This window comes from Pseudomonas fontis (assembly GCF_028656955.1).
Classification (GTDB): domain Bacteria; phylum Pseudomonadota; class Gammaproteobacteria; order Pseudomonadales; family Pseudomonadaceae; genus Aquipseudomonas; species Aquipseudomonas fontis.
This window is the reverse complement of sequence record NZ_JAMDGY010000024.1, coordinates 221354-240862: the sequence shown is the minus strand read 5'-3', so window position 1 is coordinate 240862 and position 19509 is coordinate 221354. Positions and strand designations below refer to the sequence as shown.

General features: G+C 66.4%; 22 protein-coding genes. 21 read left to right on the top strand and 1 reads right to left on the bottom strand.

Annotated features, from left to right (window positions below):
* The first annotated feature begins 3 nt into the window (after positions 1 to 3).
* Positions 4 to 438 (top strand): thioredoxin TrxC, encoded by a 435-nt coding sequence (gene trxC / locus M5G11_RS10560; RefSeq protein ID WP_273909998.1) that lies wholly within the window; start codon positions 4 to 6, stop codon positions 436 to 438.
* A 9-nt stretch (positions 439 to 447) separates the two neighbouring features.
* On the opposite strand, the gene M5G11_RS10555 is transcribed toward trxC, so the two are convergent.
* On the bottom strand, positions 448 to 1218 hold the full coding sequence (locus tag M5G11_RS10555) for a ParA family protein (protein WP_273909997.1): 771 nt from the start codon (positions 1216 to 1218) through the stop codon (positions 448 to 450).
* Positions 1219 to 1530: 312 nt separating this feature from the next.
* On the opposite strand from M5G11_RS10555, the gene M5G11_RS10550 reads away from it, so the two are divergent.
* From M5G11_RS10550 to M5G11_RS10455, 20 genes are read left to right on the top strand one after another with little or no spacing between them, the layout of a single operon-like run.
* Positions 1531 to 2247: a beta-ketoacyl synthase chain length factor gene (locus M5G11_RS10550; RefSeq protein WP_273909996.1), complete on the top strand. Its 717-nt coding sequence runs from the start codon at positions 1531 to 1533 to the stop codon at positions 2245 to 2247.
* Positions 2226 to 3035, top strand: a complete 810-nt coding sequence (locus tag M5G11_RS10545; protein ID WP_273909995.1) for a lysophospholipid acyltransferase family protein — start codon at positions 2226 to 2228, stop codon at positions 3033 to 3035. The genes M5G11_RS10550 and M5G11_RS10545 overlap by 22 nt, the downstream gene beginning before the upstream one ends.
* Positions 3010 to 3282 (top strand): phosphopantetheine-binding protein, encoded by a 273-nt coding sequence (locus M5G11_RS10540; RefSeq protein WP_273909994.1) that lies wholly within the window; start codon positions 3010 to 3012, stop codon positions 3280 to 3282. The genes M5G11_RS10545 and M5G11_RS10540 overlap by 26 nt, the downstream gene beginning before the upstream one ends.
* A 9-nt stretch (positions 3283 to 3291) precedes the next feature.
* Positions 3292 to 3546: an acyl carrier protein gene (locus tag M5G11_RS10535; RefSeq protein ID WP_273909993.1), complete on the top strand. Its 255-nt coding sequence runs from the start codon at positions 3292 to 3294 to the stop codon at positions 3544 to 3546.
* Complete coding sequence (locus M5G11_RS10530; RefSeq protein WP_273909992.1) at positions 3543 to 4085, top strand: COG4648 family protein; 543 nt, start codon at positions 3543 to 3545, stop codon at positions 4083 to 4085. Before M5G11_RS10535 ends, M5G11_RS10530 begins: the two co-directional genes overlap by 4 nt.
* On the top strand, positions 4082 to 5758 hold the full coding sequence (locus M5G11_RS10525; protein ID WP_273909991.1) for an acyl-CoA synthetase family protein: 1677 nt from the start codon (positions 4082 to 4084) through the stop codon (positions 5756 to 5758). Before M5G11_RS10530 ends, M5G11_RS10525 begins: the two co-directional genes overlap by 4 nt.
* On the top strand, positions 5751 to 6485 hold the full coding sequence (locus tag M5G11_RS10520) for a glycosyltransferase family 2 protein (protein ID WP_273909990.1): 735 nt from the start codon (positions 5751 to 5753) through the stop codon (positions 6483 to 6485). The genes M5G11_RS10525 and M5G11_RS10520 overlap by 8 nt, the downstream gene beginning before the upstream one ends.
* Positions 6482 to 7420, top strand: coding sequence for an LpxL/LpxP family acyltransferase (locus M5G11_RS10515; RefSeq protein WP_273909989.1), 939 nt, complete (start codon positions 6482 to 6484; stop codon positions 7418 to 7420). The genes M5G11_RS10520 and M5G11_RS10515 overlap by 4 nt, the downstream gene beginning before the upstream one ends.
* On the top strand, positions 7401 to 8945 hold the full coding sequence (locus tag M5G11_RS10510; RefSeq protein WP_273909988.1) for an HAL/PAL/TAL family ammonia-lyase: 1545 nt from the start codon (positions 7401 to 7403) through the stop codon (positions 8943 to 8945). Before M5G11_RS10515 ends, M5G11_RS10510 begins: the two co-directional genes overlap by 20 nt.
* A complete protein-coding gene (locus M5G11_RS10505) occupies positions 8938 to 9363 on the top strand; it encodes an acyl-CoA thioesterase (protein WP_273909987.1) in 426 nt (141 codons plus the stop codon). Before M5G11_RS10510 ends, M5G11_RS10505 begins: the two co-directional genes overlap by 8 nt.
* Complete coding sequence (locus tag M5G11_RS10500; RefSeq protein ID WP_273909986.1) at positions 9360 to 9962, top strand: outer membrane lipoprotein carrier protein LolA; 603 nt, start codon at positions 9360 to 9362, stop codon at positions 9960 to 9962. Before M5G11_RS10505 ends, M5G11_RS10500 begins: the two co-directional genes overlap by 4 nt.
* Positions 9952 to 12270 carry an MMPL family transporter gene (locus M5G11_RS10495; protein ID WP_273909985.1) on the top strand — a complete coding sequence of 773 codons (2319 nt, stop codon included), beginning with the start codon at positions 9952 to 9954 and terminating at the stop codon, positions 12268 to 12270. The genes M5G11_RS10500 and M5G11_RS10495 overlap by 11 nt, the downstream gene beginning before the upstream one ends.
* Positions 12267 to 13427 (top strand): cation:proton antiporter, encoded by a 1161-nt coding sequence (locus M5G11_RS10490; RefSeq protein ID WP_273909984.1) that lies wholly within the window; start codon positions 12267 to 12269, stop codon positions 13425 to 13427. The genes M5G11_RS10495 and M5G11_RS10490 overlap by 4 nt, the downstream gene beginning before the upstream one ends.
* Entirely contained in the window at positions 13414 to 14661 is a 1248-nt protein-coding gene (locus tag M5G11_RS10485) for an NAD(P)/FAD-dependent oxidoreductase (RefSeq protein WP_273909983.1), read from the top strand. Before M5G11_RS10490 ends, M5G11_RS10485 begins: the two co-directional genes overlap by 14 nt.
* Positions 14658 to 15401 (top strand): class I SAM-dependent methyltransferase, encoded by a 744-nt coding sequence (locus M5G11_RS10480; protein WP_273909982.1) that lies wholly within the window; start codon positions 14658 to 14660, stop codon positions 15399 to 15401. The genes M5G11_RS10485 and M5G11_RS10480 overlap by 4 nt, the downstream gene beginning before the upstream one ends.
* A complete protein-coding gene (locus M5G11_RS10475; protein WP_273909981.1) occupies positions 15398 to 15883 on the top strand; it encodes a DUF3261 domain-containing protein in 486 nt (161 codons plus the stop codon). The genes M5G11_RS10480 and M5G11_RS10475 overlap by 4 nt, the downstream gene beginning before the upstream one ends.
* Positions 15880 to 17073 (top strand): beta-ketoacyl-[acyl-carrier-protein] synthase family protein, encoded by a 1194-nt coding sequence (locus tag M5G11_RS10470; RefSeq protein ID WP_273909980.1) that lies wholly within the window; start codon positions 15880 to 15882, stop codon positions 17071 to 17073. Before M5G11_RS10475 ends, M5G11_RS10470 begins: the two co-directional genes overlap by 4 nt.
* Entirely contained in the window at positions 17070 to 17540 is a 471-nt protein-coding gene (locus tag M5G11_RS10465) for a hotdog family protein (RefSeq protein ID WP_273909979.1), read from the top strand. Before M5G11_RS10470 ends, M5G11_RS10465 begins: the two co-directional genes overlap by 4 nt.
* Positions 17533 to 18261, top strand: a complete 729-nt coding sequence (gene fabG, locus M5G11_RS10460; protein WP_273909978.1) for a 3-oxoacyl-ACP reductase FabG — start codon at positions 17533 to 17535, stop codon at positions 18259 to 18261. Before M5G11_RS10465 ends, fabG begins: the two co-directional genes overlap by 8 nt.
* On the top strand, positions 18261 to 19487 hold the full coding sequence (locus tag M5G11_RS10455) for a beta-ketoacyl-ACP synthase (protein WP_273909977.1): 1227 nt from the start codon (positions 18261 to 18263) through the stop codon (positions 19485 to 19487). Before fabG ends, M5G11_RS10455 begins: the two co-directional genes overlap by 1 nt.
* Positions 19488 to 19509 lie beyond the last annotated feature (22 nt).

Here is a 19509-nt window from a genome sequence, read left to right as displayed (position 1 = left end):
CAAATGACCGACCCCCTGCTCATCCCCTGCCCCCACTGCAACGGCCTCAACCGCATCCCCGGCGAACGCCTGGGTGATGCGCCGAAATGTGGGCGCTGCAAGTCTGCGGTGCTGCTGGATAAACCCTTCGAACTGAAACAAGCCGACTACCCCAGCCAGATCAAGGGCGACCTGCCGCTGCTGGTAGACGTTTGGGCCGACTGGTGCGGGCCGTGCAAATCCTTCGCCCCGGTCTTCGAACAAGCCGCCCTGCAACTGGCCGGCCGCTGCCGCCTGGCCAAGCTCGACAGCGAATCGAACCAGCAGCTCGCCGGGCAACTGGGCATCCGTTCGATCCCCAGCCTGATCCTGTTCAAGAATGGTCGCGAAGTCGCGCGCCAGAGCGGCGCATTCCCACTCCAGCAGTTACTCGAGTGGTTGCGCAGCCAGGGCGTCTAAAGCACAACCTCAGGCGCTTTCCAGCAGCGAGTGCAGTTCAACGAATTGCTGGGTCAGCTTGTGGCGCGGGTCCAGGTGGATCAACGGCAGGTTGGCCTCGTGCGACTCGCGCATCTTCACCGAGCTGCCCAGGTACACCGGCAGCACCGGCAAGCCCTCGGCCACCAGTTCATCGAGCATCTGCTGCGGCAGGCTGGCGCGCGCCTGGAACTGGTTGACCACAATGCCTTCCACCGTAAGGCCTTCGTTGTGGTCCTCCTTGAGGTCTTCGATCTCCTGCATCAGCCCATAGAGCGCCTGACGCGAGAAGCTGTCGCAATCGAAGGGGATCAACACACGGTCTGCGGCAATCAACGCAGAAACCGCATAGAAGTTCAGTGCAGGCGGGGTATCCAGGTAGATCCGGTCGTAGTCCTCGGCCAGTTCGTCGAGCAACTTGCGCAGCTTGTTGATCTTGTGCTTGGCCTCAAGCTTGGGCTGCAAGTCGGCCAGCTCTGCCGTGGCCGTGACCACATGCAGGTTGTCGAACGGGGTTTCGTAGATATCGACCTTGTTCTTCTTGGCAAACGGCCCGGAAGACAGGGTTTGCTTGAAGAAATCGGCAATGCCCATGGGAATGTCCTCGCCGGTCAGGCCGGTGAGGTACTGGGTCGAATTGGCCTGGGCATCCAGGTCGATCAGCAGGGTCCGATAGCCTTCATTGGCACTCACCGCTGCCAGGTTGCAGGCAATGCTCGACTTGCCCACGCCACCTTTCTGATTGAACACCACGCGCCGCATGGAAAGACCTCCGTGTGTCAGGGAATGACCGAGTATGTCGACGCCGCGCCAGATTAGCCAGCACCCGTCAGACCATTGGTGGCGCCATTGGGCAGCGCACTGTCGGCACTCTCCTACGGGCTGTAAGCCAAAGCTCTGACGAACGGTGCCAACATCGCACGCAATCTCTGGTCTTAGTCGTAACCAACATTTGCTACAGGCTGACGTGAGCGGGATAATGCGCGCCACTCGGCCAATGCGCGAACCCGCCGCGGTTGGCGCATCGAGTCATTCCCCAGGCAAGGACGTCCAGCAGGGCGGGAAGAATAAACCGTGATCACATTCAACATCCGCCAATGGCGCGCATGGGCGCCTGGCCTCGAATCGGCTGCCGACTGGCAAGGCTGGAGCACCGACGCTCGCCTGCCAGCGCAGGGCGATCTGGCCCCGGATGTGTCGTTCCTGCCCGCCCTGCAACGCCGCCGCCTGAGCCGCCTGGCGCGCATGGCCTTCAGCGTCGGCTGGCCATTGGCCGAGGGCCTGGGCGACCTGCCGCTGGTGTTCGTCTCACGCCATGGCGAAACCCCGCGCACCTTCGACATCCTCAGCGACCTGGCAGCTGAACAACCGTTGTCGCCAACGCAATTCAGCCTCTCGGTGCATAACGCCGTGATCGGCATGTGGTCTATCATGCGCGGCGAAACCAGCGAGATGACCGCCCTGGCCGCTGCCGGCGACGGTTTTGAACAAGGCCTGCTGGAAGCAGCGACCCTGCTCCATGAAGGCGCGCCTGCGGTATTGCTGATCATCAGCGAAGAACAGCCGCCCGCCGCCTATCGCCCGACCATCGACGACGTGCCCTTCCCTTACGCCCTGGGTTTGCTGCTCGAACCGGGCAACAACTGGCAACTGGCGCTGGGCGAAAGCCACGCCGCCGCCGAGCCGGCAGCACACCCCCACGCACTGAACTGGCTGCGTCACCTGCTGCTGGGGCACACCTCTTTCCACCACACCTGGAACCAACGCACATGGAACTGGCAGCGTCACTGAGCAAGCCACGCGACGCCTATTACCGGCGCCTGCTGGCTACCGCCACCAGCTTTGCCCTGTTCGGGTTGGGTGGCCTGTGCCTGCGTTTGCTGGTGTTCCCGTTGCTCGCCTGCCTGCCCGGTGATGCGCTGGCCCACCGACGCCGTGCGCGCCGGGTAGTGAGCCGGCTGTTCTGGCTGTTCGTGCAGTTCATGCAGCGCACCGGGGTACTCACCTACAGCATCAGCGGCGCCGAAAAACTCGGCCGCCCGGGGCAGATGGTGATTGCCAACCACCCGTCGCTGATCGACGTGGTGTTCCTGATCGGGCTGATCCGCGACGCCAACTGCGTGGTCAAGCAGAGCCTGTTCCGCAACCCCTTCACCCGTGGCCCGGTGCGTGAAACCCAGTACATCAGCAACGATGGCAGCATGGACATGCTCGATGCCGCCGCCGCTGCGCTGCAAGGTGGCCAGTGCCTGATCATCTTCCCCGAAGGCACGCGCACCGTGCCCGGCCAGGCGCCCGCCTTTCATCGCGGCGCCGCCGCCATTGCCTTGCGCGGTGCGAAGATCATCACCCCGGTCACCCTGCGCCTGAACCCCACCACCCTGACCAAGGCCGAGCCGTGGTACAGCATCCCGGCGCGGCGCATGCATTTCAGCCTTCAGGTGGGCGATGACATCGACCCCCAGGCCTTTGCCAGCCAGGGCCTGGCGCCGCGTGCCTCGCGCCTGCTCAATGACCACCTGCACCAGCATTTCATCAAGGAGCTCGCCACAGATGAGCGATCCACAGCACAGCCTTAACCACGACATCAAACAGCTGATCATCGAGGCCCTGGGCCTGGAAGACATCAGCGCCCAGGACATCGACGACGAGCAGACCCTGTTCGGCGAAGGCCTGGGCCTGGATTCGGTAGACGCCCTGGAACTGGGCCTGGCGATCCAGAAGCGTTTCGGCATCAAGATCGACGCCGACGCCAAGGACACCCGCAACCATTTCACCAGCGTGGCCAGCCTTGCGGCTTTCGTCACGGCAAAACAGGCAGCCTGAGAGCGCACCATGCAAAACCGCGAAGACATCTTCAACACCCTGCGTGACGCCCTCGTCGAACTGTTCGAACTGGACCCGGCCAGCATCAGCCTGGATTCCAACCTGTACCAGGACCTGGAAATCGACAGCATCGATGCCGTCGACCTGATCGACCACATCAAGCGCAAGACCGGCAAAAAGATCGCCGCCGAGGACTTCAAGGCCGTGCGTACTGTCAACGACGTGGTCGAGGCGGTGTATCGCCTGGTCGCCCCCGCCGCATGAGTCGCCTGATCGGCCTGGGCCTGCTGCTGGCCGGTCTGCTGTACCCCTTTGCCGTGCATTTCGGCATGGCGCACTTTGCCCCCTGGCAGTTCGGCCTGTTGCTCGGCGGCCTGTGGCTGGCCCGCGCGCTTACCGAACGGCGCCCCGGCGGGCACTGGATGGCCGTGGTGGCGCTGACCTTCTGCGCCCTGCTGGCAGTGTTCGACAGCCCGGCGCTGCTGCGCTGGTACCCGGTGCTGATCAGCGGCTTCATGCTCGGCCTGTTCGCCAGCAGCCTGAAGTTCGGCCCGCCGATGGTCGAGCGCCTGGCACGCCTGCGCGAGCCGCAGTTGCCCGCCGTGGCGATCCCCTACACGCGCAAAGTGACCCAGGTGTGGTGCCTGTTCTTCCTGGGCAACGGCCTGATCGCCGCGACCCTGACGCTGTGGGCACCGCTGAGCTGGTGGACGCTGTACAACGGGCTGATCGCCTATGCCCTGATGGGGCTGCTGTTTGCCATTGAATGGCTGGTACGACAACGCGTAAGAGGACGCTCATGAAATGGATCAACCTTGAGCACCTGCTGCTGCCGACAATCGCGCCGCGTGCGCTGACCGCAGCCCCGGCGCTGGATCATGCCGGGCTGTGTGCGCAGGCTTTGCAACTGGCGGCTGGCCTGCAACAACGCAAGGTCCGTCGCCTGGCCGTGCACCTTGAAGACGCCGGGCAACTGGCCGTGGCCCTGCTCGGCGCCTGGCGTGCCGGTGCCCATGTACTGCTGCCGGCCGACCTGCAGGCGCAAACCCGCCAGCGCTGGCAAGGCGAGGTGGACCTGTGGCTGAGCGATCAGGCGCAGGACTGCACTCTCGAAGAGTTGTGCCAAGCCGCACTGCCGCCTGCCGCCCTTGAGCTGGACACGCCCTGCCTGAGCCTGTGCACCTCCGGCTCCAGCGGCGAGCCCAAGCGCATCGACAAGACCCTGCGCCAGCTGGCCAATGAAGTACTGGCCCTGGAGGCCCTGTGGGGCCAGGACCTGGGCGCGGCGTGCATTATCGGCAGCATTGCCACCCAACACATTTATGGCCTGTTGTTCCGCGTGCTGTGGCCGCTGTGCGCCGGACGCACCTTTGTGCGCAAGCAACTGCCGTTCCCCGAGGACCTGCAACGCGCCAGCCGTGAACAGCCGGCCTTCGCCTGGGTCGCCAGCCCTGCACTGCTCAAGCGCATGGGCGACAACCTCGACTGGCCGGCGCTGAGCCAGGTACGCAAAGTGTTCTCCTCCGGCGGCGAGCTGCCGGCAGACGCGGCCAACGCCCTGCAACAGCGCTTGCAGCAATGGCCGGTGGAGATCCTCGGCAGCTCGGAAACCGGCGGTATCGCCTGGCGCCAGGGCAGCAGCCTGTGGCAGCCGTTCGCCGAGGTACAGCTGAGCCAGGACGCCTACGGCGCGCTGCGCATCGCCTCGCCGTATCTGCCGGCCGGGCACATCGAGCAGAGCATGGACGCAGTCGAATTCGTCGGCACGCGATTCCGCCTGCTTGGGCGCCTGGACCGCATCGTCAAGCTGGAAGAAAAACGCATCTCCCTACCGATGCTGGAGCGAGCGCTGCTCGAACATGCCTGGGTCGAGGACGCCCGCCTCGGCGTGGTCCAGGAAAACCGCGCCTCACTGGGCGCCCTGCTGGTGCTCAGCCCGGCCGGCCTGCACGCCCTGCGCAACCAGGGCCGGCGCGCCGTGACCGAGGCCCTGCGCAGCCACTTGAGCGAGCATTGCGAAGCACTGGCACTGCCACGGCGCTGGCGCCTGCTGCGCCAGCTGCCCTACAACGCGCAAGGCAAGCTGCCGCAGAGCGAGGTCGAAGCGTTGCTGCTCGCACCGCGCCCGCAAGGGCCCGAGGTGCTGAGCCAGACCCAGGTCGACAACCAGCTACAGCTGCAACTGCTGGTTTCCCCGGACCTGGCCTACTTCAACGGGCATTTCCCGCAAACCCCGGTACTGCCCGGCGTAGTGCAGATCGACTGGGCCATCGCCCTCGCCCAGCCGCTGCTCGACCAGCCGCGACGCTTTGCCGGCATGGAAGTGCTGAAGTTCCAGCAACTGGCCCGCCCCGGCGACACCCTGGCGTTGACCCTGCGTTTCGACGCCGAGCGCGGCAAGCTCTACTTCACCTACCTCAATGCCGACGCTGCATGCTCCAGCGGGCGCATAGTGCTGGAGGTGGCCGGTGCATAAGCCCTGTGCAGTGATCCCGGTGTACAACCACGAGCTGGCCGTGCCGGCAGTGGTCGCCGACCTGCTCGCCGCCGGCCTGCCCTGCGTGCTGGTCGACGACGCCAGCAGCCCGGCCTGTGCCCGGGTGCTGCAAGACCTGGCCGGGCAACCGCAAATCTTTCTGGTACAGCTGCCCGTCAACCAGGGCAAAGGCGGCGCGGTCATGGCCGGCCTGCGCGAAGCGGCGCGGTTGGGTTTCAGCCACGCCTTGCAGGTAGACGCCGACGGCCAGCATGACCTGGGCGATGTCGAGCGCTTCCTCGACGCCTCGCGCCAGCAGCCCGACGCGCTGGTCTGCGGCTACCCGCAATACGACGAGAGCGTGCCCAAGGGCCGCCTGTATGCCCGCTACCTCACCCACGTCTGGGTGTGGATCAACAGCCTGTCGCTGGGCATTCCCGATTCGATGTGCGGCTTTCGCGTGTACCCGCTGGCCCGCACCTTGCCGCTGATCAACTCGGTGGCGCTCGGCAAGCGCATGGACTTCGACCCGGAGATCCTCGTGCGCCTGGCCTGGCGCAACCAGCCCATGCACTGGCTGCCGACCCGCGTGCATTACCCGCAGGATGGCCTGTCGCATTTTCGCCTGTTCCACGACAACGCGCTGATCTCCAAGATGCACGCCAAGCTGTTCGTCGGCATGCTCCTGCGCGCGCCGCTGATCCTCTGGCGACGGTGGCTGGCATGAGCACCCGCGAGCAGCACTGGGCCGATCACCAGGAACGCGGCAGCTTCTGGCTGATGAAATTCACCGCCCTGGCCGTGCGCCTGCTCGGTCGCCGCCTGTTGGCGCCGCTGCTGTATGCCATCGTGCTGTATTTCTTTCTCTTCGGCCGCCGCGCGCGCCACAGCATCCGGGCCTATCAGCAACACCTGGCCAGTTGGAGCGGCCGCCCCGAGCTGCGCCCGAACCAGCGGCGGGTGTTCGCCCAGTTCATGGCCTTTGCCGATGCACTGCTGGACAAGCTCGATGTGTGGAACGGCAAGCTGCCGCTGGAGCAGATCGAGATCGTCGACCCGGCCAACCTGCGTGCACAACTGCGCGGCGAGCGCGGGCAGATGCTGGTCGGTGCCCACCTGGGCAACCTGGAAGTCTGCCGGGCACTGGCGGAGCTGGGCGAAAAAGTCACCATGAACGTGCTGGTGCACACCCGCCATGCCGAGCAGTTCAACCGCCTGCTGGGCGAGTCCGGGGCCAGCCACCTGCGGCTGATCCAGGTCAGCGAGCTGGACCCGGCGATCATGCTGCAACTGAGCCAGCGCCTGGAGCGCGGCGAGTGGCTGGCGATTGCCGGCGACCGCGTGCCACTGCATGGCGGGCGCAGCGTGCAGGCCGATTTCCTCGGCCAGCCGGCCGCCTTCCCGCAGGGCCCATGGTTGCTGGCCGGGCTGCTCAAATGCCCGATCAACCTGATGTTCTGCCTCAAGCGCGAAGGCCGTTACCAGGTCACCCTGGAACCGTTTGCCGAGGCCATCGAATGGCGCCGCAGCCAGCGTGAGCAGGTCATCGCCGAGCATGCCGCTCGCTATGCCGCGCGCCTGGGCCACTACTGCCTGCAAGCGCCCTACCAATGGTTCAATTTCTACCCTTTCTGGAAGACCGATGACGATGCCTCTGCTTGAGCCGATCACCTTCGGCGAGTCGCCACTGGCGATCGAAGACGTCCTGGCGGTAGCCAACCGCCAGGCGGCCACCCGCCTGCAGGACGATGCCGCGTATCGCGCACGCATCGCCCGTGGCGCGCAGTTCCTCGAGTCGCTGCTGGACAAGGAAGGCGTGATCTACGGCGTGACTACCGGCTACGGCGACTCCTGCGTGGTGGCCGTGCCGCTGGAGCACGTCGAGGCGCTGCCGCGTCACCTGTACACCTTCCATGGTTGCGGCCTGGGCCAGTTGCTCGATGCCCCGGCCACCCGCGCGGTGCTGGCGGCGCGCTTGCAGTCGCTGAGCCATGGCGTGTCCGGGGTGCGCGTGGAACTGCTGGAACGCCTGCAGGCGTTTCTGCACCACGACATCCTGCCGCTGATCCCGCAGGAAGGTTCGGTGGGCGCCAGCGGCGACCTGACCCCGCTGTCGTATGTCGCCGCCACGCTCTCGGGCGAGCGCGAGGTGCTGTACCAGGGTGAGCATCGCAGCGCGCTGGAGGTGCACCGCGAACTGGGCTGGCAGCCGCTGGTGCTGCGCCCCAAGGAAGCCCTGGCACTGATGAACGGCACGGCGGTGATGACCGGCCTGGCCTGCCTGGCCTTTGCCCGCGCCGACTACCTGCTCAAGCTCGCCACGCGCATCACCGCGCTGAACGTGGTGGCCCTGCAAGGCAACCCCGAGCACTTTGACGAGCGCCTGTTTGCCGCCAAGCCGCACCCGGGGCAGATGCAGGTGGCTGCCTGGCTGCGCCAGGACCTGGCCATCGACGCACCGACCGCGCCGCTGCACCGCCTGCAAGACCGCTATTCGCTGCGTTGCGCGCCGCACGTGCTCGGGGTGCTGGCCGACAGCCTGGGCTGGCTGCGCAGCTTTATCGAGATCGAACTCAACAGCGCCAACGATAACCCGATCATCGACGGTGAAGCCGAGCGCGTGCTGCACGGCGGGCACTTCTATGGCGGGCATATCGCCTTCGCCATGGACAGCCTGAAAAACCTCGTGGCCAACGTCGCCGACCTGCTCGATCGCCAGCTCGCCTTGCTGGTCGACGAGCGCTACAACCATGGCCTGCCGAGCAACCTGTCCGGCGCCCCGGCCGAGCGCGCAATGCTCAACCACGGTTTCAAGGCCGTGCAGATCGGCGCCAGCGCCTGGACCGCCGAAGCCCTGAAGAACACCATGCCGGCCAGCGTGTTCTCGCGCTCCACCGAATGCCACAACCAGGACAAGGTGAGCATGGGCACCATCGCCGCCCGCGATGCCCTGCGCGTGCTGGAACTGACCGAACAGGTTGCCGCCGCCACCTTGCTCGCCGCCAACCAAGGGGTCTGGCTGCGTAGCCGTCAGCCTGACGCGCGCAGCTTGCCGCCAGCCCTGGCGGCCATGCACGCAGAGCTTGGCGAAGACTTTGCCCCGGTGATCGAAGACCGCGCCCTGGAAGGCGAACTGCGCCTGTGCCTGCAACGCATCGGCGCACAACACTGGAGGCTGCATGCGTAGTCAGGGCATTCTGCATGTCGATACCGAGATCCTCGTGCCCTTCTTTGACGTCGACAGCATGCTGGTGGTCTGGCACGGGCACTACGTCAAATACCTCGAAGTGGCGCGTTGCGCACTGCTCGACCGTTTGCAGCACAACTACCTGGACATGCAGGCCTCGGGCTACGCCTGGCCGGTGATCGACCTGCAGCTGCGCTATGTGCGTGGCGCCACCTTCGGCCAACGCCTGAGCGTGCGCGCCAGCCTGGTGGAGTGGGAGAACCGCCTGAAGATCAACTACCTGATCAGCGACGCCGCCAGCGGCGAGCGCCTGACCCGCGCCAGCACCGTGCAGGTGGCCGTGGACATCGCCAGCCGCGAGATGCTGCTGGCCTCGCCCCAGGTGATGCTCGACGCTGTGCGCAAGGCCTTGCCATGAGCACCCTGTGGCGCAGCCTGCTGCTGGTGGGCCTGATGAGTGCCTGCGGCCTGGCCCAGGCCTTTGGCCTAGCCGATCTCAGCCGTCAGCTGGGCGAGGCGCCGGTGGTCAAGGGCGCGTTCATCCAGGAGAAACACCTGCGCGCCCTGCCTCAGCCATTGGTCAGCAAGGGCCACTTCGTCCTGACCCGCGAGCATGGTTTGCTCTGGCTGCTGCAAACGCCGGTGCAACAGGACGTGCGCCTGAACGCCAACGGTATTGCCCGACGTGACGCCGGCCGCTGGCAAATGCTCCCCGGCAGCGCCGCCGGCACCCAGCAGAACAAATTGTTCTTTGCCGTGCTGCAAGGCGACAGCAGCGGCCTGCAACGTGATTTCGAGCTGAACCTGCAAGGCAGCGCCGAGCACTGGCAGTTGCGCCTGACCCCACGCTCACTGCTGCTCAAGCAGATCTTCACGCAGATCAACATCGACGGTGGGCGCTTTGTCGAGCGCATCGAACTGCGCGAAACCCAAGGCGACAGCACCTTGCTGCGTATGCCCGAGAGCACCCGGGCCGACAGCCTGACCGAGACGGAGCAACGCGACTTTGCCGACTGAGCGCCGCCTGCCCTGGCTGTTCCTGACCCTGCTGCTGGCCGTGCTGGCCCTCGCCGGCTGGCAGTGGCGCGGTGCTGCGCCGCTGTCGGCGGACCTGATGACGCTGGTACCCGGCGCAACCCAAGACGCGTTGGTGCAGCGCGCCGAACAACGCATGCAGGAACCGCTGAACCGCGAGATGCTGGTACTGGTCGGCCACCCCGAGCGGGACCGGGCCATCGCCCTGGCCCGCCAACTGGCCGACAGCTGGAGCGCCAGCGGCCTGTTCGAAAAGGTCCAGTGGAGCGTGCAGGCCGACCTGGATGCCGTGCGCCAGCAACTGCTGCAAGGCCGCCTGGCGATGCTCTCGCAAGCGGACCGCAACACCCTGATTGCGCAGCCGCACACCTTCATCGAACAACGCGTGCAACGCCTGTACGACTCCTTCGCCGGGGTCAGCCTGGTACCCAGCCAGGAGGATTGGCTGGGCCTGACCGGGCTGATCCAGAACAGCCAGCCGCGCCCCGCTGCCGTGCAACTGGACACCGCCAGCGGCGCGCTGATCGCCGAAGCTGATGGCCAGCAATGGGTGCTGCTGCGGGCCCGCACCCACAGCAATGCCTTCGACATGCACCTGCCGTTGCAGGTGGCCGACCTGCTCAGCCAGGCCCGTCTTCAAGCGGACCAAAGCGGTGCGCGCTTGCTGGCCGCCAGTGGCCTGCTCTACGCCGCCAACGGCCAGCGCCAGGCCAGCCAGGAAATCACCTGGGTCGGCGGCGGTGCCACCGTCGGCATCCTGCTGCTGTTGCTGCTGGCGTTCCGCCGCCTGCGGGTCTTGCTGGCCTTCATGCCGGTGCTGGTCGGCATGCTGTTCGGGGCCACCGCCTGCGTGGCGTTGTTCGGCCAGATGCACGTGATGACCCTGGTACTGGGCTCCAGCCTGATCGGCGTGGCAGTCGACTACCCGCTGCACTACCTGTCAAAAAGCTGGAGCCTGCGCCCCTGGCACAGCTGGCCGGCACTCAAGCTGACCTTGCCGGGGTTGAGCCTGAGCCTGGCGACCAGCTGCATCGGCTACCTGGCGCTGGCGTTCACCCCGTTCCCGGCGCTGACCCAGATCGCGATCTTCTCCGCCGCCGGCCTGCTGGGTGCCTACCTCAGCGCCACCTGCCTGCTGCCGGCGCTGCTCAAGGGCATCGACCTGCAACCGGCGCAGTGGCCGCTGGCGGTGGCGCAGTGGCTGGTCGATCGACGCGAAGGGTTGCTGCGCAAGGTCGGCAGCCCGCTGCTGCTGGCATTGCTGGTGGTGTTCTGTGTCGCCGGCCTGTGGCGCCTGGACAGCCGCAACGACATCCGCCAATGGGTCGCCAGCCCGCCGCAGCTGCAAGAAGAAGCCCAGGCCGTGGCGCGGATCACCGGCTATCAACCCACCAGCCAGTTCTACCTGGTGCGCGGCGCTGATCAGACGCAACTGCTTGAACGCATGCAGGCGCTGGATACCCGACTCGATGCGCTGATCGCCCAAGGCACGCTCAAGGGCTACATGGCCCTGGATCGCCTGGTAGCCAGCCAGGCCGAGCAACAGCGCCTGCGCGAATCGCTCAAGCAACTCCCGGCACATTGGCAGCCTTTGCTGGCCTTGGGGGTGACGCCCCAGGCACTGGCTGGCGAACTCGCCCAGTTGCAGGCCCTGCCGCCGCTGGATATCGATCAGGCCTTGAGCGGGCCGCTGAGCGAGCCGTGGCGCGCGCTCTGGCTCGGCGCCGATCAGCATGGCGTGGCCGCTATCGTCAGCCTGCAAGGCTTGAGCGATGCCAGCCTGTTGCGCGCCCAGGCCGATGGCCTTGAGGGTGTGCAACTGATCGACCGCCTGGGCGACCTGAACCAGGTGTTCAGCGCCACCCAGCTCAGCGCCGCCGAACTCAAGCTGCTGTCCTGCGTGTTGATCGTGCTGCTGTTGATTCTGCCTTTCGGCCTTGGCGGCGCCCTGCGCATCGTCGCCCTGCCGCTGCTCGCGGCGCTGTGCAGCCTGGCCAGCCTGGCCTGGCTCGGCCAGCCCCTGACCCTGTTCAGCCTGTTCGGCCTGCTGCTGGTCACGGCCATCAGCGTTGACTACGCGATCCTCATGCACGAGCAGATCGGCGGCGCCGCCGTGAGCCTGCTGGGCACCTTGCTGGCGGCGACCACCACCTGGCTGTCGTTCGGCCTGCTGGCGGTGTCGAGCACCCCGGCGGTGAGCAATTTCGGCCTGGCGGTCAGCCTCGGCCTGTTCTTCAGTTTCCTGCTGGCGCCCTGGGCTGCCAGCCGCCCCGCCAAGGAATGCCCATGAGCGTGCTGCTGTTCTGGCTGCTGGCCTTGTTGCTGTTCCTGATGGCTGGCGAACTGGGTCGGCGCTGCGGGCTGATCCCCATCGTCAGCCAGCTGTTGCTGGCCAGCCTTGGCCTGCCACTGCTGATGCTGTTCTGGGTTGAGCCGCACTGGCATCTGGACGGCGCCGCGCTGATTGCACCGGGCTGGCTCCAGACCCTGTACGGCGCCAGCTTCGCCCTGCTGCTCGGGCATATCCTCGGCGATGTGGTCGCGCTGCGCCTGGACCGTGAAAGCCTGAAGATCGCCGTGCCGAGCTTCCTCGTGCCGTTCTTCGCCGGCCTCGGCTGCGGGCTGTGGCTGCTGGCCGATCAGCCGTGGCTGAGCACCCTGGCCCTGGGGCTGGTGTTCGCCATTACCGCGATTCCGGTGCTGTACCTGTACCTGCGCCATATCGACTACCCGCCCGACGCTACGCGCCGGCTGATGCAGTCGGCGATCCTCATCGACGTGACCTGCTGGCTGCTGTTCGGCCTCGGCCAGGGCAGCCTGAACCCGCTGAGCCTGCTGCTGCCGCTGCTGATTGCCGGGCTGCCGGCATTGTTCTACTGGCTGCGGGTTCGCAAACCCGGCGTCTACAGCCTGGTGTTCCTCGCGGTGCTGTTCATCGCCGAACACTACCAGCTCAACGCCCTGCTCTGCGGCATCGGCTACCTGGCGTGCATGGCCTGGCTCAAGTTGCCGCTGCGCATGCCGTTATCGTCAGTCTGGTTGCAGCGCCTGCAAAACGGCGTGGCCATCCCGCTGATCCTGACCTTCGGCATCGTCCAGATCGACCTGCAGCATGTGCTGGCCGGTTTCGATGCCGTACAGCTGGGCGCCCTGCTGCTGTTGCCGATTGCCAGCAAGCTGCTGGGCAACTGGCTCGGCCTGAGCTGGGCGACGCCGTCGTTTGCCGGCGCGAGCAAATGGCGGGAAAGCCTGCTGCTGAACATTCGCGGCTTGAGCGAGATCGTCTTTCTCAACCTGCTGCTACAACAACAGCTGATCAGCCCGGCGCTGTACTTCGCGCTGATGCTGATGAGCCTGGTCGCCACCCTGCTCCCCGCCGTGGCCGGCCTGCACCGCATTCCATCGAATACCGTTCAACCGGCAAGGAGGCCATATGCCGAACATTGAAACCCAACGCCACCCGATCCTGGTCATCGGCGCCGGCCCGTCCGGGGCAATTGCCGCCACCCTGCTCAAACGCCAGGGCCATGAGGTACTGATCGTCGAGCGCCAGCGCTTCCCGCGTTTCTCCATCGGCGAAAGCCTGCTGTCGCACTGCATCGACTTCATCGAGGAAGCCGGCATGCTCGACGCCGTGCAGGCAGCCGGGTTCCAGCACAAGAACGGCGCAGCCTTCGCCTGGGGCGAGGAGTACAGCGCGTTCGACTTCGGCGAGACCTTCAGCAACGGCAAACCGAGTACCTTCCAGGTGCAACGCGCCACCTTCGACCAGTTGCTGGCCGACCAGGCCGCGCTGCAAGGCGTGCAGATCCGCTACGAAGAAGAAATCATCAGCGCCGATTTCAGCGGCCCGGGCCCGCAGTTGCTGGCCCGTCGCCTGGACGGCAGCGAATACCGCATCGACGCCGGCTTCGTCCTCGATGCCAGCGGCTATGGCCGGGTGCTGCCGCGCCTGCTGGACCTTGAGGCACCGTCCAATTTCCCGGTGCGCCAAGCGGTGTTCACCCATATCGAAGACCGCATCGAACACCCTGGCTTCGACCGCGACAAGATCCTCATCACCACCCACCCCGAGCACCGCGACATCTGGTTCTGGACCATCCCGTTCAGCAACGGGCGATGCTCGCTGGGCGTGGTCGCTGCAGCCGAGCATTTCGCCGCCGCCAGCCCGAACCTGGACGCCTGCCTGAAAGACTTCGTCGGGCAAACGCCAAGCCTGCACAAGGTGCTGGCCAACGCGGTCTGGGACACCCCGGCGCGGACCATCGGCGGCTACTCGGCCAACGTCAAGACCCTGCATGGCCCAGGCTTTGCCCTGCTGGGCAATGCGGCCGAGTTCCTCGACCCGGTGTTCTCCTCCGGCGTGACCATCGCCATGCGCTCGGCGAGCATGGCCGCCGGCCTGCTGCACCGCCAGCTGCAAGGCGAGGCGGTGGACTGGCAGGAAGACTTCGCCGTCCCGCTCAAGCGTGGCGTCGACACCTTCCGCGCCTATGTCGAAGGCTGGTACGACGGCAGCTTCCAGGACGTCATCTACCACCCCGGCAGCTCGCCGCAGATACGCGCGATGATCAGCTCGATACTGGCCGGTTACGCCTGGGACACCGGCAACCCGTTTGTCAGTGAGCCGCAGCGTCGCCTGCGCATGCTCGCTGAAATCTGCGCAAGGACAGCGGCATGAATGATCAGGCCTACCTGAGCAAGACCTACGTCGAGGAAACCCGCTTCGGCTTCTGGTTCCTGCGTAGCCACACCTGGCAGCACCATGTGCTGCGCGTGGCGATCAACGACCTGCGCCAGCTGTTCGACGGCCCGCTGCCCGAGGCGCCGGTGGTGCTCGATGCCGGCTGCGGCCAGGGCAAATCGTTCCAGTACCTGCACAAAGTATTTGCCCCGAGCCAGCTGCTCGGCACCGATGCCGACCCGCACAGCCTGCGCCTGAGCCAGGCCGAGGCAACGCGCCTGGGGCTGTCGGTGGAGTTGCGCGGCAGCGACTGCGCGCAGCTGCAATTCGCCGATGAAAGCGTCGACATCCTGTTCTGCCACCAGACCTTCCATCACCTGGTCGAGCAGGAACAGGCCCTCGCCGAATTCTGGCGGGTACTCAAACCGGGCGGCTACCTGCTGTTCGCCGAGTCGACTGAAGCCTATATCGACACCTGGGTCATCCGCTGGCTGTTCCGCCATCCGATGCAGGTGCAAAAAAGCGCCGACGGCTATTTGCAGATGCTGCGTGCCCAGGGCTTCGAATTCGGCCCGCAGCAGGTCTCGTACCCGTACCTGTGGTGGAGCCGCTCCAGCGACTTCGGCCTGCTGGAGCGTTTCGGCCTGCGCAAGCCGCCGCCGGTGGGCCAGCGTGAGGAAACCCTGGTCAATGTGGTGGCGCGCAAGCCGCTGCGCGCGGACCTCGTGCAGCCATGAAGCGCCTGTGCCTGCTGCTCGCCGCCGTGCTGCTGAGCGCCTGCGCCGCGCGTGCGCCGTTGCCGGCGCAGCTGCCGCAACTGGCCTTGCCGATGCAGCTGCACGTGCAGCGCGAGCAGGCCGGCCAGCACCAGGACTGGCTGCTGGTGATCCAGCAGGAGCCGCACGCACTGCGCTGGACCCTGCTCGACCTGCTGGGCATCCCCCTGGCGCGCCAGCTGCTGGATGACGGGCGCTGGCAGGCCGAAGGCCTGCTGCCGCCCAACCCGGCTGCGCGCGAATTGTTCGCGGCACTGCTGTTCGCCCTGACCGACGAGCAAGCCCTGCCGGCTGCCTATCCGGGTGCCGAGCAACAGGCCAATCAGCGTAAGCTGGGCCAACGCTGGACGGTGATCTACCAGCAACCCGACCAGTTCACCTTGAAGCTGGACCACGGCCTGCGTTATTTAGTCAGCCCACTTCCCATCGAGAGCACGCCATGACGGCCTACCTGAATGCACTGGGGCTGGTCTGCGCCCTGGGCGAAGGCCAGGCCGACGTCGCCCGGCGCCTGTTTGCCGGCGACGACAGCGGCATGCGTGGCGAAAGCGGCTGGGTGCCGGAGCGCGTGCTGCCGGTCGGCGCCGTGCGCAGCGCACTGGCGCCGCTGCCGGCCGCCGTGCAGCACTGCCAGAGCCGCAACAACCAGCTGCTGTATGCCGCAGCCATGCAGATCGAGCCGCAGCTGCGCGCCGCCATCGCCCGCTTTGGCAGGCACCGCGTGGGCGTGGTGCTTGGCACCAGTACCTCGGGCATCGCCGAGGGCAGCGCGGGCATTGCCCATTACCTGCGCGAGCAGCAGCTCCCTGCCGATTACCGCTACGCCGAACAGGAACTCAGCGCACCGGCCAACTTCCTCAGCCAATGGCTGGCGTTGAGTGGCCCGAGCTATGTGATTTCCACCGCCTGCACCTCCAGTGCCCGCGCCCTGATGAGCGCTCGCCGGCTACTGGACATGGGCGTGTGCGACGCGCTGATCTGCGGCGGCGTGGACAGCCTGTGCAAGCTCACCCTGAACGGTTTCACCGCGCTGGAAGCGATCAGCAACCAGCGCTGCAACCCGTTCTCGAACAACCGCGACGGCATCAATATCGGCGAAGCGGCCGCGCTGTTCCTGATGACCCGCGACGCCGACGGCCCGGCGATTGCCCTGCTGGGCGCCGGCGCCAGCTCCGACGCGCACCATATCTCGGCGCCGGAACCGTCCGGCAAGGGCGCCTTGCAGGCCATGCGCAAGGCACTGGAGAATGCCGGCCTGGTCCCGGCAGACATCGACTACCTGAACCTGCACGGCACCGCGACCCGGCACAACGACGCCATGGAAAGCCTGGCCGTTCAGCAACTGTTCGGCAGCCGCCTGGCATGCTCCTCGACCAAGCCGCTGACCGGCCACACCCTGGGCGCCGCCGGTGCCCTGGAAGCGGCCTTCTGCTGGCTGAGCCTGGCAGCGAGCAACCCTGAGGGGCGCCTGCCGCCGCACCGTTGGGATGGCGTCAGCGACCCGCAGCTTGCGCCCTTGAACCTGATCAGCGCCGACCAGCGCCTGCCCACCCAGGGCCCGCGCCGCTTGATGAGCAATTCGTTCGCTTTTGGCGGCAACAACGTCAGCCTGATTCTCGGAGACACCCCATGATCACCTGGCCCCTGGCCGAACTGCTGCCCCACGCCGGCGACATGATCCTCATCGATCAGGTCGAGGCCTTCGACGACGAGCAGATCCACACCCGGCTGACCGTGCGCCCGGGCGGCCTGTTCAACCGCGCCGATGGCAGCCTGCCGGCGTGGGTCGGCATCGAGCTGATGGCGCAAAGCGTCGCTGCCTATGCCGGCTGCCGCGCGCGCCAGCAGGGCAACCCGGTGGAACTGGGCTTCCTGCTCGGCTCGCGCAAGTTCGAGTGCAATGTCGAAGCGTTCCCGGCCGGCAGCGAACTGCGTATTCACGCCCTGCGTTCGTTGGAAGACGACAACGGCATGGGCGTGTTCGAATGTCACCTGACCGGCGAGGGCATCCATGCCCTGGCCCGGCTCAATGTTTTTCGCCCGCCGCAGGTGACCCGCTACCTGGCCGAAGCGGGCCCTGAGGATTCCCCCCATGACTGACACCATCCTGGTCACCGGCTCCAGCCGTGGCATCGGCCGCGCCATCGCCCTGCGCCTGGCGCGCGCCGGCTACGACCTGGTGCTGCATTGCCGCACCGGCCGCAGCGAAGCCGACGCCGTTGCCGAGGAAGTCCGCAGCCTGGGCCAGCAGGCCCGGGTACTGCAATTCGACGTGGCCGACCGCGCCGCCTGTGCGGCGATCCTAAGCGATGACGTGGAAACCCACGGCGCCTATTACGGCGTGGTGTGCAATGCCGGCCTGACCCGTGACGGCGCCTTCCCGGCGCTGAGCGAGGACGACTGGGACCTGGTGATGCGCACCAACCTCGACGGTTTCTTCAACGTCCTGCAGCCGCTGACCATGCCGATGATCCGCCGCCGCGCGGCCGGGCGCATCGTCTGCATTACCTCGGTCTCGGGGCTGATCGGCAACCGTGGCCAGGTCAACTACAGCGCCTCCAAGGCCGGTGTGATCGGCGCCGCCAAGGCCCTGGCAATCGAGCTGGCCAAGCGCAAGATCACCGTCAACTGCGTGGCCCCAGGGCTGATCGACACGGCGATGCTCGACGAGCATGTGCCCGTCGACGAGCTGCTGAAGATGATTCCGGCGCAGCGCATGGGCACCCCGGAAGAGGTGGCCGGTGCGGTGAATTTCCTGATGTCGGCGGAAGCCTCCTACATCACCCGCCAGGTACTTTCGGTCAATGGAGGCCTGTGCTGATGAAACGTGTCGTGGTTACCGGCATGGCCGGCATTACCTCGCTAGGCAACGACTGGCCGAGCATCTCGGCGCATTTCGCTGCCGGGCGCAGCGGCATTCGCCGCATGGACGAGTGGGACCGCTTCGAAGAGCTCAACACCCGCCTGGCTGGCCCGATCGACGACTTCAAGGTCCCGGCCGCGTGGACCCGCAAGCAGCTGCGCAGCATGGGCCGGGTATCGCGCCTGGCCGTGGCCGCAGCGGAAAACGCCTTGCGCGACGCCGGGCTGCTCGGCGACCCGATGATCCGCGACGGGCGCATGGGCGTGGCCTGCGGCTCGTCCACCGGCAGCACCGACGAGATCAAGGCGTTCGGCAACATGCTGCTCAACTCGGTGGCCGACGGCCTCAACGCCAACTCCTATGTGCGCATGATGCCGCACACCACCGCGGCCAATATCAGCATCTTCTTCGGCCTTACCGGGCGCCTGATTCCCACCTCCAGCGCCTGCACCAGCGGCAGCCAGGGCATCGGCTATGCCTATGAAGCGATCAAGTTCGGCCGCCTGCCGATGATGCTTGCCGGCGGCGCCGAAGAGCTGTGCCCGACCGAGGCGATGGTCTTCGATGCGCTGTATGCCACCAGCCTGAAGAACGACACCCCGCACCTGAGCCCGCGCCCCTACGACAGCGGCCGTGACGGCCTGGTGATCGGCGAAGGCGCCGGCATGCTGGTGCTCGAAGAGCTGGAACATGCCCTGGCCCGTGGCGCGCATATCCATGCCGAGATCGTCGGCTTTGGCAGCAACGCCGACGGCCAGCACACCACCCGCCCAGAGCAGGTGACCATGCGCCGGGCCATGGAACTGGCACTGGAAGACGCCGGGCTGGGCCCCGAAGCCATCGGCTACGTCAACGGCCACGGCACCGCTACAGAACAGGGCGACATTGCCGAAACACTGGCCACCAGCAGCCTGTTCGGCCCGCACATGCCGATCAGTTCGCAGAAGAGCTACCTGGGCCACACCCTGGGTGCCTGCGGCGCGCTGGAATCGTGGTTCTGCATCGAGATGATGAACAGCGACCGCTATGCGCCGACCCTGAACCTGGACCATATCGACCCGCTGTGTGGCGAGCTGGACTATCTGCGCGGCGAGATGCGCCAGATGAGCAACCGCCATGTGATGAACAACAATTTCGCCTTTGGCGGCGTCAACACCTCGTTGATCTTCCGCCGCTGGCCCTGACCTGCAACAACCCATGGAGTGA

What these genes read in the sequence shown, in the direction of transcription:
- M5G11_RS10475 (WP_273909981.1), top strand. Translation starts at nt 15,398, where the DNA reads ATGAAGCGCCTGTGCCTGCTGCTCGCCGCCGTGCTGCTGAGCGCCTGC.
- M5G11_RS10490 (WP_273909984.1), top strand. Translation starts at nt 12,267, where the DNA reads ATGAGCGTGCTGCTGTTCTGGCTGCTGGCCTTGTTGCTGTTCCTGATG.
- M5G11_RS10485 (WP_273909983.1), top strand. Translation starts at nt 13,414, where the DNA reads ATGCCGAACATTGAAACCCAACGCCACCCGATCCTGGTCATCGGCGCC.
- M5G11_RS10555 (WP_273909997.1), bottom strand. Translation starts at nt 1,218, where the DNA reads ATGCGGCGCGTGGTGTTCAATCAGAAAGGTGGCGTGGGCAAGTCGAGC.
- M5G11_RS10465 (WP_273909979.1), top strand. Translation starts at nt 17,070, where the DNA reads ATGATCACCTGGCCCCTGGCCGAACTGCTGCCCCACGCCGGCGACATG.
- M5G11_RS10455 (WP_273909977.1), top strand. Translation starts at nt 18,261, where the DNA reads ATGAAACGTGTCGTGGTTACCGGCATGGCCGGCATTACCTCGCTAGGC.
- fabG (WP_273909978.1), top strand. Translation starts at nt 17,533, where the DNA reads ATGACTGACACCATCCTGGTCACCGGCTCCAGCCGTGGCATCGGCCGC.
- M5G11_RS10545 (WP_273909995.1), top strand. Translation starts at nt 2,226, where the DNA reads ATGGAACTGGCAGCGTCACTGAGCAAGCCACGCGACGCCTATTACCGG.
- M5G11_RS10470 (WP_273909980.1), top strand. Translation starts at nt 15,880, where the DNA reads ATGACGGCCTACCTGAATGCACTGGGGCTGGTCTGCGCCCTGGGCGAA.
- M5G11_RS10510 (WP_273909988.1), top strand. Translation starts at nt 7,401, where the DNA reads ATGACGATGCCTCTGCTTGAGCCGATCACCTTCGGCGAGTCGCCACTG.
- M5G11_RS10515 (WP_273909989.1), top strand. Translation starts at nt 6,482, where the DNA reads ATGAGCACCCGCGAGCAGCACTGGGCCGATCACCAGGAACGCGGCAGC.
- M5G11_RS10505 (WP_273909987.1), top strand. Translation starts at nt 8,938, where the DNA reads ATGCGTAGTCAGGGCATTCTGCATGTCGATACCGAGATCCTCGTGCCC.
- M5G11_RS10480 (WP_273909982.1), top strand. Translation starts at nt 14,658, where the DNA reads ATGAATGATCAGGCCTACCTGAGCAAGACCTACGTCGAGGAAACCCGC.
- trxC (WP_273909998.1), top strand. Translation starts at nt 4, where the DNA reads ATGACCGACCCCCTGCTCATCCCCTGCCCCCACTGCAACGGCCTCAAC.
- M5G11_RS10535 (WP_273909993.1), top strand. Translation starts at nt 3,292, where the DNA reads ATGCAAAACCGCGAAGACATCTTCAACACCCTGCGTGACGCCCTCGTC.
- M5G11_RS10500 (WP_273909986.1), top strand. Translation starts at nt 9,360, where the DNA reads ATGAGCACCCTGTGGCGCAGCCTGCTGCTGGTGGGCCTGATGAGTGCC.
- M5G11_RS10540 (WP_273909994.1), top strand. Translation starts at nt 3,010, where the DNA reads ATGAGCGATCCACAGCACAGCCTTAACCACGACATCAAACAGCTGATC.
- M5G11_RS10530 (WP_273909992.1), top strand. Translation starts at nt 3,543, where the DNA reads ATGAGTCGCCTGATCGGCCTGGGCCTGCTGCTGGCCGGTCTGCTGTAC.
- M5G11_RS10525 (WP_273909991.1), top strand. Translation starts at nt 4,082, where the DNA reads ATGAAATGGATCAACCTTGAGCACCTGCTGCTGCCGACAATCGCGCCG.